This window comes from Enterococcus sp. GPZ-007 (assembly GCF_059374735.1).
The window spans coordinates 25,044-43,575 of sequence record NZ_JCAFYN010000006.1; the positions used below are offsets into that span (position 1 = coordinate 25,044).

9 protein-coding genes are annotated in these 18,532 nt (G+C 40.1%); 1 reads left to right on the plus strand and 8 read right to left on the minus strand.

Features of this window, described 5'->3' with window-relative positions:
• Positions 1 to 691: 691 nt before the first annotated feature.
• From AC4J95_RS05120 to AC4J95_RS05150, 7 genes are all read right to left on the minus strand, one after another.
• Positions 692 to 2,332 (minus strand): SpaH/EbpB family LPXTG-anchored major pilin, encoded by a 1,641-nt coding sequence (locus AC4J95_RS05120; RefSeq protein WP_494548892.1) that lies wholly within the window; start codon positions 2,330 to 2,332, stop codon positions 692 to 694.
• 5 nt (positions 2,333 to 2,337) lie between these two features.
• Positions 2,338 to 3,063, minus strand: a complete 726-nt coding sequence (locus AC4J95_RS05125) for a pilin N-terminal domain-containing protein (protein ID WP_494548893.1) — start codon at positions 3,061 to 3,063, stop codon at positions 2,338 to 2,340.
• A gap of 2 nt (positions 3,064 to 3,065) precedes the next feature.
• Entirely contained in the window at positions 3,066 to 6,383 is a 3,318-nt protein-coding gene (locus AC4J95_RS05130; protein ID WP_494548894.1) for a SpaA isopeptide-forming pilin-related protein, read from the minus strand.
• 317 nt (positions 6,384 to 6,700) lie between these two features.
• Positions 6,701 to 8,194, minus strand: a complete 1,494-nt coding sequence (locus AC4J95_RS05135) for an AcpB/EbpR/MafR family transcriptional regulator (RefSeq protein WP_494548895.1) — start codon at positions 8,192 to 8,194, stop codon at positions 6,701 to 6,703.
• A 761-nt stretch (positions 8,195 to 8,955) separates the two neighbouring features.
• Entirely contained in the window at positions 8,956 to 12,168 is a 3,213-nt protein-coding gene (locus AC4J95_RS05140; RefSeq protein WP_494548896.1) for a vWA domain-containing protein, read from the minus strand.
• A 420-nt stretch (positions 12,169 to 12,588) separates the two neighbouring features.
• Positions 12,589 to 14,019 (minus strand): 6-phospho-beta-glucosidase, encoded by a 1,431-nt coding sequence (locus tag AC4J95_RS05145; RefSeq protein ID WP_494548897.1) that lies wholly within the window; start codon positions 14,017 to 14,019, stop codon positions 12,589 to 12,591.
• Positions 14,020 to 14,035: 16 nt separating this feature from the next.
• Positions 14,036 to 15,427 carry a 6-phospho-beta-glucosidase gene (locus AC4J95_RS05150; RefSeq protein ID WP_494548898.1) on the minus strand — a complete coding sequence of 464 codons (1,392 nt, stop codon included), beginning with the start codon at positions 15,425 to 15,427 and terminating at the stop codon, positions 14,036 to 14,038.
• Between the two features lie 217 nt (positions 15,428 to 15,644).
• Between AC4J95_RS05150 and AC4J95_RS05155 the strand changes: the two genes are divergently transcribed.
• Positions 15,645 to 16,562: a MurR/RpiR family transcriptional regulator gene (locus tag AC4J95_RS05155; RefSeq protein ID WP_494548899.1), complete on the plus strand. Its 918-nt coding sequence runs from the start codon at positions 15,645 to 15,647 to the stop codon at positions 16,560 to 16,562.
• Positions 16,563 to 16,601: 39 nt separating this feature from the next.
• Here the strand turns inward: AC4J95_RS05155 and AC4J95_RS05160 are convergent, their stop codons facing one another.
• Positions 16,602 to 18,497: a beta-glucoside-specific PTS transporter subunit IIABC gene (locus tag AC4J95_RS05160; RefSeq protein ID WP_494548900.1), complete on the minus strand. Its 1,896-nt coding sequence runs from the start codon at positions 18,495 to 18,497 to the stop codon at positions 16,602 to 16,604.
• Positions 18,498 to 18,532: the final 35 nt, after the last annotated feature.

Below are 18,532 nucleotides of genomic sequence, written 5' to 3' on the forward strand. Positions count from 1 at the left end.
ATTCTAACCAGTCATATTTAGGTTGTTTTCTGATATTTTATGACATCTAATGTTATTCCATCCATTTTTTTAAAATCAAATAAAGAATAATAAAGTTTGAATGTAGCAAAAAAAATTTGCCTTTTGAATTAATCATCAAAAAAGCAAAAAAAGAACCCCGGAAATACGATTTTCCGAGGTATCTATGAATTTACTGGGTAGAAAATGAGTGAATTCCCTTTTATTTTATTGAATGATCAAATGATTTCAGCCTATTTCTTCATGAAAAAGGCAACTATGAAGAATTGATACTGAAACTATTTGAAACGGTTCCTCTGTTTGATCCACGTCATCAAGATTTTTAGAACAGAATCGTTTTTCTTCTATAGTAAAGAAGAGACATCTCCTACAGCTGTATTTAGAAACTTGATAATAGTTTCTTTTGAGAGCAAACTTTCTTCTATTGTATAGAAAGTAAGAAAGGCTTCACGAACTCGCTCAGCTTTTGAGCAATAAGACCAAAATATTTCTAAATTGCTTCTCAAATTTCGAAATATTTTTGCTTATTGCCGATAAAGCTAGTTCGTGAAGCCGGACATGGTTACCCTTGCTCTCATAAGCTTTTTGCATGTGAAAATTTTATACTCCTTTAAAAAACAAAAAAAGATGAGGCAAGCGTCTACCTCATCTTCATAGCTATTCACTTATTCATCTACACTGCATGTTGTGTCTTGCGGTAACGTACAATTGCGAAGCTCATCAATGCTCCCCCAATTAATAGGAAGATCGCGATACCGATACCACCGGTTGATGGTAACACGCCGCCTTTAGAAGTATTCGCTACTCGTTCGCGCATATTTTCTTCGAAAGATCCTTTGTTGATTACGAAAGGAAGATCATCTGGTAATTTTTGGAACCCGTCCGGTGCTTTGATTTCTCGCAAGAAATAGTCTCCATATTCAAGCCCGATAACTTGGAAATTACCAGCATCCTCAGAAATGTAGCGTTTTGCGTCTGCATAAGTTTCATTTGCTTTAACATCTTTCCATTCAGCCTTGTTATTAGAGATGGTTAAATATTTTTCGTTCGCACCATCTTTTTTGATGACTACGAAGTTCGCGCCACCTAAACCGACTCCACTTGGATCTTCGTATTTAAAGAACTTTCTACCACCGGTCAAGACTTTTGGCGTATCCTCTTCTTTGTTTTGCGACGTATCTGTTTGGCCCTTATTCGTAAAGGTTGCAGTGAATTTGTTGTTGACTTCTTGATCGATCGGAGTCAATTCAGTTAATGAAACTGAGTAGTAGATCTGCATATCCTTACCAGCCCATCTTGCTAAATACTCGGCACAATCCTTAGAATTATTAAAGTTTTGACTAGGTGAAGTAGAACCATTAAGTTTTGTCTTAATTTCAAAACCAGCCTTAACATTAATATCAGGGGTTTCCCCTTTAGTAGTTAATGGTGACGTATGTTTACCAATGAAATCACTCATATTGATTGGTTGACCATCCATCACGATTTTATCGATTCCTTCAAATTTAACCCCGCCTAGATCTACCTCATCTTTGAATTCTAATTTCGTATAACGGGTGGTTTGAGTGCCTGTACTAGGATTTGTTGTGATCAATTCGCCGATTTGATTCGGAATTCTGTAAGTTGCCCGGAATTGGATTTTTTTGCCGATATCATAGTCATAGGTTCCATTAGGCAATGCTGCTGTACCATCGTCATTCATAATTTCTTTTACGATGTCTTTCTTATTCATTTTATTTTTTGGATAAAGATGGATATTTTCTAATTGCTCAGAAGGATCCGCTGGATTAACTGCCGGTAACGTCAAAATTAGTTTTTGACTCTCATTAACTCGGCTGTCTGCAAGTTCTTCAAAATAATAAACATTGTAGATTCCTTTGCTATTCCGCAGTGGCAAGCCAGAGAAGGTCGCTAGCCCACCAGCATCTGTTGTTTGCTGCGTTTGTGCTTCTGTCGCGTTTGCTTTATCAAGCGCGTAGGTTTCCATAAATGCTTTTACTTTTGTTTTATACTCTGCTTCAGTTTCATTACCTGTCAAAGTTGGGTTTAGCTTCGCATGGAAATCTTCAGTAACGTTCCAAACCTTGAAGGTGATCCCTTCCAATGGGTCATACTTGTCTTCAAAATCTTGAATTACCTGACCTGTATTGTCTATTTTATCATTGGGAAAATCATCCATCTGTTTCTTGTGCAATGTGATATTCACATAATCCGCTGCAAGTGCTGAATCACCTAAACTGAACAACCCTACTCCGACTGACAGCAAGCATACCATTGCCATCATTAATCGAACCAAAACTCCTTTGCCTTTCATATTTCTTATCCCCCTTGTTTTTTTCTTTTTATTATTTTAATTCCAATAAAACCAATGCTCATAAGTATCAAACCAAGAACGGTGTAATCCCGAACCAAATCATTGGTGGACGGGTATTCTTTGCCTGATGAAGGAAAACGCTTCTCAATCCCGCTGCGGCCTGAATCCGATCCTGAGTCCGAACTAGGCTCTGAATCCGATGATTCCTCCGGCGGTATAGGCCCCTTGGTCGTATCTTGATACTTGCCGTAAATCAATAAACGTTGTGCTTCTTCTTGTGTTTCCGGATGGATCTGTGGGAAGTACAAGATGATCGGCAGCATATTGAATTTTCCTGTTTCGCCATCGGCTAAAATCAAGTACGCTGCGTCTTGTTCTCCTTGATAGCGTGGAACCTCGAATGCGACATTCCCGCTGCCATCCACTAGATAGGGCGTTTGATTTAATTTAACCAACTGCTCCTCTTTGACAAATGCCTGCAACTCTTCTTTCGTTGAATACGTGTTTAATAGAAATTCTTTGTCCTCTTTTTCATCCCCCCCGCGTTTTGTTCGCCATTCCGTCAAATCGTACACATCAAATGCCAGTTCTTCAGTCCCCTCCACTTTTTTTCCATCTTCAGACCATGTATGAATCCATAGATCAATCGTTTCCTCTGCTCCTTTTGCGGTAACCCCAAAAGTGTGAAATCCGAGAAGCAGAACGAGAATGAGCAAGAATAGTTTTTTCATCTCTAGCCCTCCCTTCTACTTCGGATTGCATAGAAACTACCTAAACAAATACCTGTCGTTACCAGCCCGATCGCAATGATCAGTAGCATCTGCGCAGTTTTCCCACCTGTTTGTGGAAGAACCCCCGGTTTGGCTCTCTCATTTGTGACATTTAGCGTGATCGTATTAGCTCCTGCGTTGATCCCACCTGATCCAGTCGCGTTTGAATGTGACGGGATCGTGATGGTCCCATTTTGGTTGATGGTGAATCGAACAGGATCTTTATATACGTCGTAACCATCTGGAGCTTTCGTTTCCGTCAATTGATACTCTCCCGGTCGTAAGCCAGTAAATTCGAAGGTCGAACCCGTTGATCGTGTTCCTTCATTGCCATTCGGATAGTTCAGCTTGAAGGTCGCCCCTTCAAGCGGATCACCGAGCGCATCCTTTTTATTGATCCGTAAAGTGAAGTCTTTCAATTTATTGATAGCCTTGTAAGGTGTCGTACTGCCGCCAACTTTGACTATCACCGAAGTCGGTGGATCATTCGCCGTATTTTCCGTGACATTGATGTCGAAGTAGGTCATTTGTTGAAACCCATCTGGCACATACGATTCAGTCACCGTAAAATTACCAATCGGTAATCCGCTGACAGTAACTTCACCAGCTTCATTAGGCGTCAGCCCTTCTGCTAGAATCTTACTCGTCCCTTTTAGTTTCACCGTAAATTCTGGCAAATCATCGCCTGTAAACTTCGTTGTTCCATCTTCAAAGAATTTTCCAAATGTGTACTCACCGGTCAATAGTTCATTTGTGACCTTTATCCCACCGCTAGCTATATTCTCCGAAGTAAAGATCGCCTGATTGATCGTCGCTTTCTTATAGCCGTTTATTCGCGTTGGTTCGATCACCCGATATTCGTTTTCCGCGCCACCCATCACTGCGGAAAATTCACCTTTCCAGTCTTTGTTCTTAAATAACGTTAGCGTTTGAATCGTTTGCCAGTTATTGCCTTCCTTTTGTTGCAGCGAAACCGTCACACTGCTCGGCCTTTTCCCTAAGAAATCTTCCGTTCCATTAATCGTATCTGACCAAACTTTTTCCACTGGTATCGTAAAATCTTCCGTCTGTGCTCGCACCGATGGTGAACCAAACTCCAAACTATCTGATGTCCGTTCAGGTGTCGGCTGCAAAATCGTTGGTCCATTGACGGGATACCAGCGATTCGAGACGAAGTTCGGATCATTTGTTTTCAAACGAACTGTGTACTCGATCTCAATCTCTTGATTACCAGTCAAATTGATATTATTCCATTCAAGCTGCCGATTGTTGTTCGTAAGCACCACATTGTTAACCATGTCTAAAGACGCAATCGTTTCGGCTCCATTGTCCACTTGTTTGACAGAAGGCCATTTGCCATTATCAGTCACCAGTTCCACCATATCTCCCAGCGGATCGGTGATCTTCCCTTTATCTACCGTTCGAATAATTGTTTGGTACCAATCTTTAAATCGCTCTGTAAGTTCACTAGGATTTGACGCATGATAGAAAAAATAGTCTTCTCGGTTGTCTCCTGTGGCGTTCGCTTTTTTAGTTGCCATCTTATAAAGACCTTTTTGCAACTCTGTAGTCGAGTGCTCTCCATTACCAGGTGAAGTGATTTGAACAGCTAAGCTATGGATTTCAATCCCCTCACTTTTCAATCTATACGCCGTGGAATTAGTGGTAGTTAAATGGCTAGATATCCGCTGTCCATTTAGATTGATTGCCGTACTAAAGTTGGTTCTGTTACTCGTTGCCCCTAACGATAAGCCTTGTGAATAGTTTGGTTTTAAACCTGAACTAAAACTAGTGATCAAAGTGGGATCATAGTATAATGCACTGTTGTATTCCGCCGCACTAGGTTGCCAACTTGCTGTTGGTGCTCCGTCAGTCAGTACAAACAATAACTTATAGCGTTCTTCTCCTAAACTCGTTGTAGGGTCTTCAAAAATATCTTGAGCCTCTTGTAACCCCCTTTGAGTGAATGTGTCTCCGGCGGCTGTTAGGTTTTCATAAGAAGTTTTTATCTTTTGCCAATCTGCCGGCTTGTTTGATAATTTGTGATGTGTTTTATCTCTTGTCCAATTCCACATTCCTTCAATACTTGGATTATAGCTGGCAAAAATATGTGCCCCAACTCGAATCCCATTCGTATTGGGATCTGCAACATTTGATAACTCATCAATAATTTTTCTTAAAGCCGATAAACTTTGGCTCTTTTTAGGTGACCCACCAGCAGTCATTGATCCTGTATTGTCTAATAGAAAAACAATATCTACGCCAGGTTTGAAAATGGTATTTCCACGAACATTCAACTTAACTTTAAATTCATCTTTTTTATCTGTTTGTTGCGCATATTTACGAATCCAGATATTGGGATTTGCTGGTTCTTTCCCATAACTGATATATGAATTGGTGTAATTCGGCTGAGTAACGTCCCAACTTGTGATCCCATCCCAAGCTTGGGCGGATGCACCTTCAACTCCTCCTTGATGGTTTCTAACATTTGTTTGATTCACTGGTTCCCAATAGTATTCTGGATGCAACACATTTCCAGCATCTCTCACATATTGTGGTGTCTTATTTGTATATAGCGGACTATACATCCGATTTGCTCTCGTGGATTGTGAATTTGCCGCTGCTAGTTTGGGACCGATAAATCCTTCGCTTTCACTAGTGGCCGTGGTTGCTTTACTTTTAGCTTTTGTTGATGACTCCGCTGTTTTTCCTTTTTTCTCTGAACTTGTCTGACTCTCTTTACTAGCTGACTTCTTCTCCGTTTTCTCAGTTTCTTTAGTTGGTTCGCTTGTTTCCTTCTTAGCTTCCTCTCCAACCGTTAGCGTATATGCTTTCTTTCGTTCTAAAATATCTTCTTGTAATTCTTCCCCTGATTTATCTTGCTGGTCCATTTGAACATATAGCCGAAGCTTCTTCACTGACTTATCTGAGTGAAGCGTGATCGCCTCTTCCTTCGTGTCTGAGAATTCCTTTTCAACGAACCACTCCCCGTCCTCCGCCATGTTTTTGCATTCTGGATAAGTGATTGGCTGATTTTCTTCATCCATCAGCTTAAACTTTACGCGCTGTTCCATCTCAGGATCTTCACTTTTTCTCTCAAAATCCAACTGCCATTCAATCGAGTCTTTCTTTTCTTCACTACTGTAAGAAAGCTTCAAAAACGTTTCATCGATCACTTCGTTTTTTATTGTTTCAGCATAAGCGGTTTCAAATAAGGGAACTAAATTAACAGCAAAGGAAAAAAGCATCACAAAAATCATGAGCAGATTTGCTTTTTTCATTTTTCCCCCTCCCTTCATTTCTTCTGGTGCCTTTCCTATAGACAATAATAGCGGATATTATTTTTCGCTGTTTCATCAAAATATAATTTATTTTTGTTATCGAAACCCCTTAATTATTTATTATTTACGGGTTTATAAATATTTAAAAACTAATATGGATGTTATTCCACCCATTTACTTAATATTATTTTTAACTAAATAAACTTCAAATGTTTTAAAAAAAAGAAAGAGAATTGATTGAAAACGCCTTGAAAGCAAAAAGAACCTCATAACCGTGCGGTTATGAGGCTCTTTTTATTGTAAATTATTTTTCAAGTTCAACCAGAAAGATCGCTGATCAATTGTTGCAGCTGGACAATGTTCTGACTGGTCAAAAAAGGATCAATGATCACAGTAGGGTAATCATAAGGTACCTCTTCGACACTGCTGGAGGTAATCAGCGCATCGTATTTCTTCAATTCATGCCGATCAATCCGTGTATCCCTTGAACGTTCTTCCACAAAATGGATCTTGAAATTTCCGTAAATCCGCTCTTCGATCTGTTCTGCCAGAAAGACCTCTTCTGTTGGCGACAGTTCAGAAAGCAGCAAAATCTTCAAAGGATGGTCGTTACTCGCTAAGAGATTCAAACTTTGAGGAACCATCGTTATCAGCAGATACGCGTAGTTCCAAACGAAATCATTTTCTTGATAGATTCGATATTTCTTGACGAAGGCTTCGGCGATCTTCAAGACTTTTTTCACTGCTTGGTAATGCGTTTCCATCATTTTTTCCAAAAAAATCCCTCGTTGGCGATATAAGATATCGATGTATTTGCCTTTCGGTGCATACATTCGCTGATCATTGACCAAAATGATCGTCAAATCATTGCGTTCCAGTTCACAAAGTGAATGACCGATCAAACGATTGAACTCTTCTACCAATTCAGAATGCTTTTGATAAAGGTCGCGATAATTGCGACTTTGCTTCATCGCTGACTTCCATTGATCCTCGCTAAAGATCAGCATATCGGCATAAGACAACCATAGACAGTCCTTGACCTCTTCTTCGGTCAGACGAACACGAAAGACCTCCAGGGCCATCCGCTCAAAGGATTCTAAAGTCTCCTCATCGGGTAGGCTCAAGGGACTGGTCAATTCATTTTCTGGATAACGGCGGCCGTTCTTGATACGCCATAAGCTGATATAGACATTGTAACTAAGTCGTTTCCTAAAAATATGACGATTCTCCAAGTGGTTAACTTGGATAAATTGATCCACGAGATCGGTGATTGCCTTGATCTGATAATCTTTTAAATCAACAAACAATGATTCTAATCGATCGGATTTCTCCAAAAAGTAACGATAGTAAAAATGTCGAATGACACTTTCTTTTCCCTCAATCCGTAGTGGCCGATAGTCTAACTTAATTCCAGCTTTTTTACACGCAGTCTCAATCTTCTTTAAATAGCGTTGCGTATTTGAAGCGCTCAAATAAAGCTTTTCAGCTAGATCACTGATACTTGAGCATTTTTCATATAGTAACTCTTCAATAATCTGAAACTCCGGTGATTGTTGAAGAACATCGGCATACAAACGGTTGATACTTACATGAGGTTTGACTTGGATCTGATACAACCCTTTGAATTTTTCAATATGAAAATCATCCTGTTCATCATTGATCAGCTTGACGTCCTTCAACAAGATAGGCAATGAACACTCCAGTTCCTCAAGCAGTTGATCGCTTGGCAAGCCGACTTGACTTGCATAGAGTAATTCAACAAAACGCAAACGTCGCAAACTGCTTGCTCCCAAAACCTCTCTAAAATCCATTTTTTCATCCCCTTCTCTTTCTTACTCCCTTTAATGTGGTCCATCTACTCTCTCAATAGTCAAAAAAGCATTCGTATCAACACAAAAAAAACATACCCAAACTAATTTTCCCTACCAATTGTGTCCCCTCATATGTCCCTGCCTGAAATACCCCCATATTCCATGGCATATTCATAAGAAGTCGTGAAAAAGATTGCCTCTTTAGAATCAATGTTCATTTGTTTAAACGTTTTTCTTCTGCCAACTTATGTACTTAAATATTTTGAAAAAGATTAGTTTTTAATTTGTTACACTCTGTTTTTTATGCTATTTCTTATTCGAATGACCCAATTATTTAACTTTTTTCCTTTATATATACATCATAGCGAATCTTATTTTCGGATGCTTTTTTGTTAATTTTTTACTTATAGTTATTATAAACACTTAAAATCCTTATAGATAATAAGATGATCATAATGTACCGTTATTTAAATCATTTTTTTTACAGACAATAAAGATTTTAAATACTCAATTTAAAAAGAGTATTTAAAACATTTGAATAAAACAATTTTTAATTTTAATTGACAAAAGAGTCTAAAAGCTTTTTCATAGCTTTTAGACTCTTTATGAGTAATAATTATGTTCATTTTTTAAAACTTTACTTTTTCTTCCTATTAAGATACGAGGTGGCAAGACAAAACGACACGCAATTAAAATAGAATACGTTGTCACAAACTGCTAGTGATCGTCTCACTATCCTTCAGTCTCATTCCGATATTTCATTAAGGATGTTTTCTATTGTAATAAACATAAACCACGCTCAAACAAAATCCTAGACTAACAAAAATCCCTGCGAATAAAAATAAATAATGGAGACCCACCCCACCTGTCTGGGGAAGTACCCCTTCTCTCTCCTTCTTGTTTGTCACCGTTAAAACAATCTGATTCCCGGATTCGGTAACACCGCCTGATCCGCTAACATTCCCATGGGGTGTTACCGTTACTTTTCCATCAATCGCAATCTCAAATTGAATCGGCTCTTTCATGCTTTGGTACCCAGAGGGACTCCTCGTTTCTGTTAAGGTGTAGCTTCCTGGCTTTAAGTTTTCAAAAATGAATACAGGCCCATTCTGCTTTGTTTCCTCATATTCTGGACCAGTCAGCTTAAAGGTGGCTCCTTCAAGTGGCTTCCCTAATGGGTCCACTTTTTCAAGCTTCAATGAAAAATCCTTTAATTTATTAAGCGCCGTATAGGCCTCGGTACTGCCCTTCACTTTAAAGACAAGTCCAGTTGCCGAAGAATTTTCCGTGACATTCAGCGTGATATTTTCCATCTTTTGAAAGCCTTGTGGTACATAGGTTTCTTCTATTATATAGTCCCCAATAGGTAGATCACTAAGAATGACTTCCCCTTTGTCATTCGGTACAACATTCTCTTCAAGGAGCGTGCCATCACTACGCTTGATTTGGAATTTTGGCAAATCAGCCGTAAAGAGCGTTTTGCCGTCCCCCATGAGCTTCTTAAAGGAATAGCTTCCTGTTAATAGCTCATTGGTGATCTTGATTCCACCAGCCTCCATTGTCTCCGAAGTGAATTCTGTTTGATTGACTGTCGCTTCCTTATAGCCTGTTGTCCGTATCCCCTCTACAACACGATACGTGTTTTCTGCTCCACCTTTCACCGCTGAAAAGGTGTTTTCCCAATCGTTCTCCTTGTTTAAAACAACCGATTCAACGTCTTCCCAACTTCCGCCAGTTTTCTTCTGCAACGTTGCTGTAATTTCGTTGGCGCGCAGCTTCCAATAATCAGCTTTTTCCTTATACGTATCTGACCATATTTTTTTAACCGGAATGACAAAATCAGCGGTCTGCAATTTAACCGAAGGAATACCGAACTCGACCAAGTCAGTGGTTCTTTCTGGTGTAGGACTTAATGTGGTCGTTTTATTGGTTTGATACCATTGATTTGACACAAAGCTAGGATCTTCGGTTTTTAATCGAACGGTATATTCCACTTCAATTTCCTGATTACCGGTCAAATTGATAGTATCCACTTTGATTTTATCATCAACGATAGCGACGGTCGGCATATCTTCTGCGCTGATTTTTTCCGCGCCATTCTCGACTTGAGTGACTGTCGGCTGCTTATCTGCGTCTGTCACAAATTCCACCATATCTCCTAACGGATCAATAATCTGTCCCTTATCCACTGTTCGAATGATCGTCTCATACCAGGATTTAAAGTATTCTGTCAAATCAGACCCTTTATCTACATTGTAGAAAAAGAAGTCTTCAGCAGTATCTTTATCCGGATCTTGTTCCCCAGTGGCCTTTTTCGTGGACATTTTGTAAAGCCCCCGCAGCAGCTCATCCCGTTTATTCGTTTCGTTCACGTTGACCGTTATCTGCAACGCAATCGTATGAATTTGAATCCCTGCATTCTTCATGTCCATGGCTGTTGAATTTGTGGTGGTGATATGGCTGTTAATCAAGCCTTTATAAGCTGGAACAATGGTTGTTTTGTTTCCGGATGTACCTAATCTGTCGCCTTCCTTGTAGCTTCCCTTAGTTCCTTTGTCAAAATTTTCAAAATGCAGCTTATCGACAAACATATCGTTATTAAACGTACCATTATCAAGCGGCAGCCAGCTGCGATTCGGAGCGCCGTCAGTTAATACGAAAAGCAGCTTGTGACGACCTTCAGAATCTGCCGCATTCGCAAAAACGTCATTCGCCTCCATTAATCCCCGCTGAGTAAATGTCACACCCTGTGAAGTTGATCTTTTGTACTCACTATTCAACTTATCCCAATTAGCCGTATTATCAGATAATTGAAAGGTTCGGATTTCGCCTGGACGATAGCCGCTGCCCCATGTTTGATAATAATTATACTCAGAAAAAATCTCTCCACCGATGCGGATATTTTTTGCCGAAGGAACATAAACACTTTTCAACTCAGTAATAATCTTGTCTAAAGCTTCCGCCGCATAAGTCTTACGATTTTTTGATTCACCAGATTCTTTATTATCCATCGACTCCGAATTATCTAATAGAAAAACAATGTCTACTCCCGGCTTATACGTCGTATTACCTCGAACATTCAGCTTGATCTTAAACTCATCCTCGACTGCTGTTTGTTGAGCATATTTTCTCAATTGAACATTGGGATTCGCCACGTCTTCACCATACTTGATGTAGGATTGATCATGATTATCTGCCGTTACATTCCAATTAGTCACTTGATCCCAGCCTGCTTGATTTTCGACCCCTCCCTGATGGTTCAGAACATTTTCTTGTCCTTCCGGCTGCCAAGCATACGCGGGATAGGTTCCGCTGTTATCGGTGGTGTACTGGGTCACCTTATTTGTATATAAAGGATTGTAGCTCTGCTTTGTTGTATCAGCACTGGCTGGAGCTGCTACTTGCTTGGGTCCGACAAATTCTGTGGAACTCACCTTTGCAAGCGCAGAACTCGTTTGTGTTTTCTGCTTTTGAGAAGTCGTCGTTGCGGATACCTCCTCTGCGTCTAGCTCAAGGATGTAGGGTGTCTTCTGATTTAATAGTTCCTCTGTTCCATCCTGTGATTGCTGTTCCAGCTGAACATATAAATGAAGCTTTTTCAGTGTTTTCGGCAATTCCAAAACTATCTGTCCATCAGCCTGTTTGGAAAAAACTTTTTCCATTAGCCAACCATCTTTTTCCGTCAGGTTTTCTACCTCAGGGTAGTCGATCGTCTGATCCTCATCATCAGCTATCCGAAGTTTTATTCGTTGTTCAAAAGAACCTTCTTGTACCTGACGATTAAATTCCACTATCCATTGTGTCTTATCCTTCACCTTCTTCCCTTGGTAAGACAGTGTTAACCCTTTCTCATTGATTAGCTTCGTTTGTTCCAGCACACCTGTTTCGGCATAGACTGATTTTATTGAAGTTACGAATCCTGTAATGACAGAGATAAGCATTAGCGTCATCAGAACCATGATTGTCTTTTTCATTTGATTTATCCTCAATTCTATTAAAAAGTATACATATAAAATAAATAAAAAATAATTTATATTTTAATTATTTATCATTATTAATTTATATGTCTATCATAACAGAATTCAATTTTTCTTCATTTTTTCCTTTTTTTATAGCTAAAGTTATTAAACTTTGAATAAATATCGCTGTTATGGAAAGAAATTTCCTCTTCATGTTATTATTCTCAAATTATTTATTTTTATTAGTTTTTTCGAATACTCAATTCGATTCAAAAAAATAATAATACTGAGTATTTGGGATCGAAATAGACGATTTTCTCGCTAATTATTAAGAAATAAAAGTCAAAAAATCTGAATTATAGTAAATATTCATTACATAAATAAAGCAAAAAAAAAGGCGAAGCTTGTTTGAAACAAGCCTCGCCTTTTTTTAAATTAATTACTTAAGTCTTCGCCGTTGGTTGCGATAACTTTTTTATACCAGTCAAAGGATTTTTTCTTGCTGCGTTTCAAGGTTCCGTTTCCTTCGTTGTCGCGGTCAACGTAAATGAAGCCATAACGTTTCTTCATTTCACCTGTTCCAGCAGATACAAGGTCAATACAGCCCCAAGTGGTGTAGCCTAATAGGTCTACGCCATCTAATTCAACCGCATCCTTCATCGCTTGGATGTGTTTTGCTAAATAGTCGATCCGATAGTCGTCTTCCACATAGCCGTTTTCATCTGGTGTATCGACAGCGCCTAAGCCGTTTTCTACGATGAATAATGGTTTTTGGTAACGATCGTATAGGTCGTTCATTGTAATACGCAATCCCAATGGATCAATTTGCCAACCCCATTCACTTGATTCCAAGTAAGGGTTCTTCACAGATGCGAAAGCATTGCCTTCTGTTTGTTCCAATAATTTTGGATCTGCTGTCGCTGTGCGAGACGAATAATAAGAGAATGAGATGAAGTCGACTGTGTGTTCCTTCAATAACTCTTTGTCGCCTTCTTCCATCTTCATCTCGATCCCTTTGCGCTCCATTTGCTTCAAAGCATAGGCTGGATATTCTCCACGCGATTGGACATCGATGAAGAAGTAGTTTTCACGTTCGTCTTGGCGTCCTGCCCAGACATCCTCTGGTTTTGGCGTATACGGATAGTAAGAACCTGCTGCTAACATACAGCCCACTTGATTTTCTGGGTCAACTTCGTGGGCGATCTTAGTCGCAATCGCAGAAGCTACCAGCTCGTGGTGAGCCGCTTGGTATTTCACTTGTTCTTCATTTTCGCCTTCTTCAAAATACAGTCCAGCACCCATGAATGGCAAGTGTAAAATCATATTGATCTCATTGAAGGTCAACCAGTATTTTACTAACCCTTTATAGCGGTTGAAAATCACACGACATAGGTTTTCATAGAAACCAACTAGTTCACGGCTGCGCCATGCGCCATATTTTTCTACTAAGTGCATTGGACAGTCAAAGTGCGTGATTGTAACTAATGGTTCGATGCCATATTTTTTACATTCTTTAAAGATGTCTTCGTAGAATTTCAAGCCTGCTTCATTTGGTTCTTTTTCATCGCCTTTAGGAAAGATTCGGCTCCATGCCAATGATAAGCGGTACGTTTTAAAGCCCATTTCCGCAAATAACGCGATATCTTCTTTCCAGTGATGGTACATGTCGATGGCATTTTGAGCTGGGTAAAAATGCTCATCATCAAAATCGAACATTTTCTTTTTGCCGGCAATAACTGCAAAGCGGTCTTCGCCAACTGGTGCAAGGTCAACGTTCGCTAGACCGCGTCCGCCTTCGTTATAGCCGCCTTCACATTGGTTGGCCGCAGTTGCGCCGCCCCATAAAAAGTCTTTTCTAAATCCCATTAATCAATCCCGCTTTCTATACTTTTTCCATGTCTAATTCACGTGCCACTTCGTCTTGCACTTCGATGCCTTCTTTTTCTAGGCGTTCAATGGTTTCTTTGAAGTTTGGCAGGTGATCTTTGTGTGCGATAAATAATTCATCCATGATCCGTTGCGCTGTTTTACCTGAACGAACCATTGGGTTGATCGTGAATGCTTGTAACGCTGTGTTGTAATCACCAGTTACTGCTGCTTCGATCGTCAATAATTCCATTGCTTTCATGACTTGCAACCAGCCGCGTTCTGCTGTTGGCAATTCACCAAAGGCCACGTTGCGGGCGCCTTGTCCACCGATATAAGCCGAAACTTCAACAACACAATCCGCTGGCAGATCAGGTACTGCGCCATCATTTTTGGTTGAAACAACCAATTGTGTGTTCTTGTTGGCATAGATTGAAGCGATTGATTCACATGCGGCGTCAGAGTAATAGGCACCGCCACGTTTGCTTAATTGTTCTGGTTTGTAATCCAAGTTAGGATCTTTGTATAATTCGAACAATTCAGTTTCTGTTTGCTTCACTTGCTGCGCACGTGTACCGATTGTCTTATATTCTTCTAAGGCATGATTAAGTGTTTCTTCTTCTTGATAATAGTAATGGTGGTAACCGCAAGGGATCATTTGCATTTGTTCCAAAATCTCTCTTGGGAACGGAATGTCATGGATATTTTTGGGCATTCCTGTTTCATCGCCTTCATACATTTTATTAATGATGTCTTGTGTCACATTTTTACCGTGAACATCCGTTACTTTATGCCAATGGAAATGATTCAAGCCAGCAAATTTGTAAATCAATTCATCTGGTTGTTTGCCTAACATTTCTGGTTCAACCATTTGTGCCATAACTGGAACGTTACACAAGCCGATGACTTTATCCCATTTACCATAACGAACAACCGCTTCTGTTACCATGCCGCTTGGGTTGGCAAAGTTGATCAGCCAAGCATCTGGACATAGACGTTTCATGTCTTCAACGATTTCTAAAATGATCGGAACAGTCCGGAACGCTTTGAACATTCCGCCGGCACCATTCGTTTCTTGGCCTAACATGCCGTAATAAGCAGGAATACGCTCGTCTTTGATCCGAGCTTCTAACAAGCCAACACGGAATTGCGTCGTAACAAAATCTGCATCTTTCAAGGCTTCTTCGCGATCTAAAGTAATATGGACTTTCACATCATAAGGAGAAGCATCCCACATCCGTTGTGCCATTGCACCAACGATCTCAACTTTTTCACGACCTGCTTCAATATCAACTAACCAGATTTCACTTACTGGTAATTCGTCATAACGTTTGATAAAACCTTCCATTAATTCGGGGGTGTAGCTGCTGCCTCCGCCAATTGTCGCGATTTTAATTCCTTTTGCCATTTGATCGACTCCTTCTGTTTTATTTACAATTCAATTATCTACGATGTAAAATTCCAATACAATGGATTTACAAACCATTCCACTTTAATTTACAAAACAGCGGTTGAAAACGGTTTATTTTGTAAATATCGATGGATTTTTTTCACAAACCCTTAATTAGCCACATACAGAAGTTTACAAATATTCTATAATAGATGTAAACAAGAGGAGGCCTGCTATGTTATTATCAGAAAAAATGAAGCAAACGGATTTTTCGAACGCGGAAAGCGCCTTGGTAGAATTCATCTTAGCTAAGGGAACAGCGATCGAACCGCTAACGATCAAAGAGATTGCTGAGGTGAACTTTGTCCACCCTTCTACTTTGATTCGCGTCGCTAAAAAGCTGGGCTATAAAGGCTGGTTAGAGCTGCGCAATGAATTTTTAGATGAACAAACCTATTTACAAACGTACTTTGAAGATGTCGACGCCAACTTTCCTTTCCAAAGCAACGACGGTCTAATGACGATCGCCAATAAGATGGCTTCATTGGAACGAACGACGATCGATGATACCTTGAGTTTGCTGAATCACGATGACCTGCAAAAAGCCAAACAGCTTCTATTGAATGCGAAACAAATCAAGATCTTTGGCAGTAACGCCAATCTATTGATCTCCCAGGATTTCGCCTTAAAAATGCGGCGAATCCAGAAAAATGTGGTGACCAGTCAAACAATGGGTGAAGATGCCTATGAGGCCTTTAACAGCCAAGAGGACACCTGCGCCATTTTAATTTCTTATACTGGCGAGAACGGCTTTATCATGCAAATCGCGAAAATCCTGCGACAACAAAATATTCCAATCATCGCGCTGACTAGTATTGGTGAAAATACTTTAGCCTCTGTCAGTCAAGCCGTTTTACGAATGACAACACGTGAACGTCTGTACTCCAAAATCGGAAACTTTACGATCAACTCATCGATCTGTTATTTGTTGGATGTGTTGTACAGCTGCGTGTTTGCGGAAGACTATCAAAAGAATCTGAATCACCTGATTGAGATCAGTGAATTAGTCGATAAGCGCAAGACCAGTTCTGCTATCATGGCAGAATCACCAGAATCGATGATCCAGTTTGCTGAATCTTTTCGACCAAATTAAAGTTCGAGGCAAATGCCTCGAACTTTTTTGACTTACTAATTAAACTAATACGGTTAATAATTCATCACTGTTGCAGACACCGTCTTTTTGATCAGATTCGATAATATCAAGATAATCTGCTGAATTCGTTACGATGACTGGTGTTTCCACACTGTAACCTGCTTTTTCAATCGCTTCAATATCGAATGTGACCAGCTTGTCGCCACGTTTTACTTTCGCGCCTTGTTCAACAAATGACTCGAAATATTTTCCATCTAATTGAACCGTGTCTAACCCAATGTGGATCAATAATTCTAACCCGTTATCTGATACTAAACCGATCGCATGCTTCGTTGGGAATAAGGTCATGACTGTGCCGTCAAATGGTGCTACGACTTCACCAACTGTTGGATGGATCAATACACCTTTACCTAATGCGCCTTGCGCAAATGCTTCATCTTTCGCTGTTTCTAATGGCATCATGTTGCCTTGAACTGGTGAAGTCACGACTTCTTTGCGAACGCCCATTGCATCTTGAACTTCTGTTTTTTCCGTTACTTCTTCGTCTTTCCAGAATAGCATTGTCGCAACGAAACTGAAGACCATCGCTACGCCAACTGCGATAAATTGAGTGATCATGCTGCTGATGTCGCCCTTGTTGATGTAACTAACAAAACCGAAGATTCCTAAACCGCCCATCATGTACATTTTCGCTCCGAACAAGCCTGTGATCAACGCCCCAACAGCAGCACCGATCATTGAGATGAAGAAAGGTTTTTTCTTCGGTAAGCTCAAACCGTAAATCGCTGGTTCAGTAACACCGAATAGGCCTGAGATAACCGCTGGAATCGCTAATTCTTTTAATTTCTTGTCTTTTAGCTTGAAGAACATTGCCAATACGACAGCTGTTTGCGCAAAGCTTGCTGAGAATGACGCTGCTAAAATAATATCGAAGCCTAGCGTTGACAGATTGATCATTGCCAATGGGATCAAGCTCCAGTGTAATCCGAAGATTACCAGCGCTTGCCAGAAGAAACCAACCGCAACACTCATTAAGACTGGTGAAAATTCGTACAACGCTGTAAATCCAGAACCTAAGATATTCGTCAAGAACGTGATGACTGGTCCAATGACCAAGAAGCCAAAGAATACAGAGATCATGATCGTAAACATCGGTACTAAGAAAGTCTGCAGCATTTCCGGAATGGCTTTTTTCGCCAATTTCTGGATCTTACTAGCAAACCAAATCACCAAGATTACGGGTACTACACTACTCGTATAGTTGTTGGCGATAATCGGCAAACCAAACACCTTAATGAACACCGGACTTTCTAATATCGTATTGGCAAACAGTGTCATGATCGGTTTTCCAGCGCCTAAAGCCGAGGCCTGAATCGTTGGATAGACCATCGCCATCCCAATCGCGATACCAGTAAAGTCAGCAACCTTAAATTTACGAGCAGCTGTCAAACCAATAACGATCGGCATGAAATAGAAGATAGCATCGCCGGCAGCAGTAAAGAATAGATCCGTACCAGTACCTGCTTCATACAATTTCAAATATAGGAATAAGGCATTGAACCCTTTCATCATCCCGCCAGCAGTCAATGCTCCCAAGAACGGTTGGAAACAGCCTGAGATCAAGTCGATCAAACGGTTAAATAAATTGCCCTTTTCTTCCTCTACATCTTCACTAGCTTCGCCGGTGATCCCTGCAACTTCCAACACATCCGCATAAACTAACGGTACATGATTTCCGATGACCACTTGGTATTGGCCGCCGCTCTTCATCGTCGTCACGACGCCATCCATATTTTTCAACACATCGTCATTTGCTTTGCTTTCATCCTTCAATTTAAAACGCAAACGCGTGATACAATGCGTCAAGCTATTGATATTTTCTTTGCTACCGACATTCTCGACAATTTTTTCAGCTAAATCATGATATTTACCCACTGTTTTTCCTCCTTAAACTTAAATAGGTTTTGAAT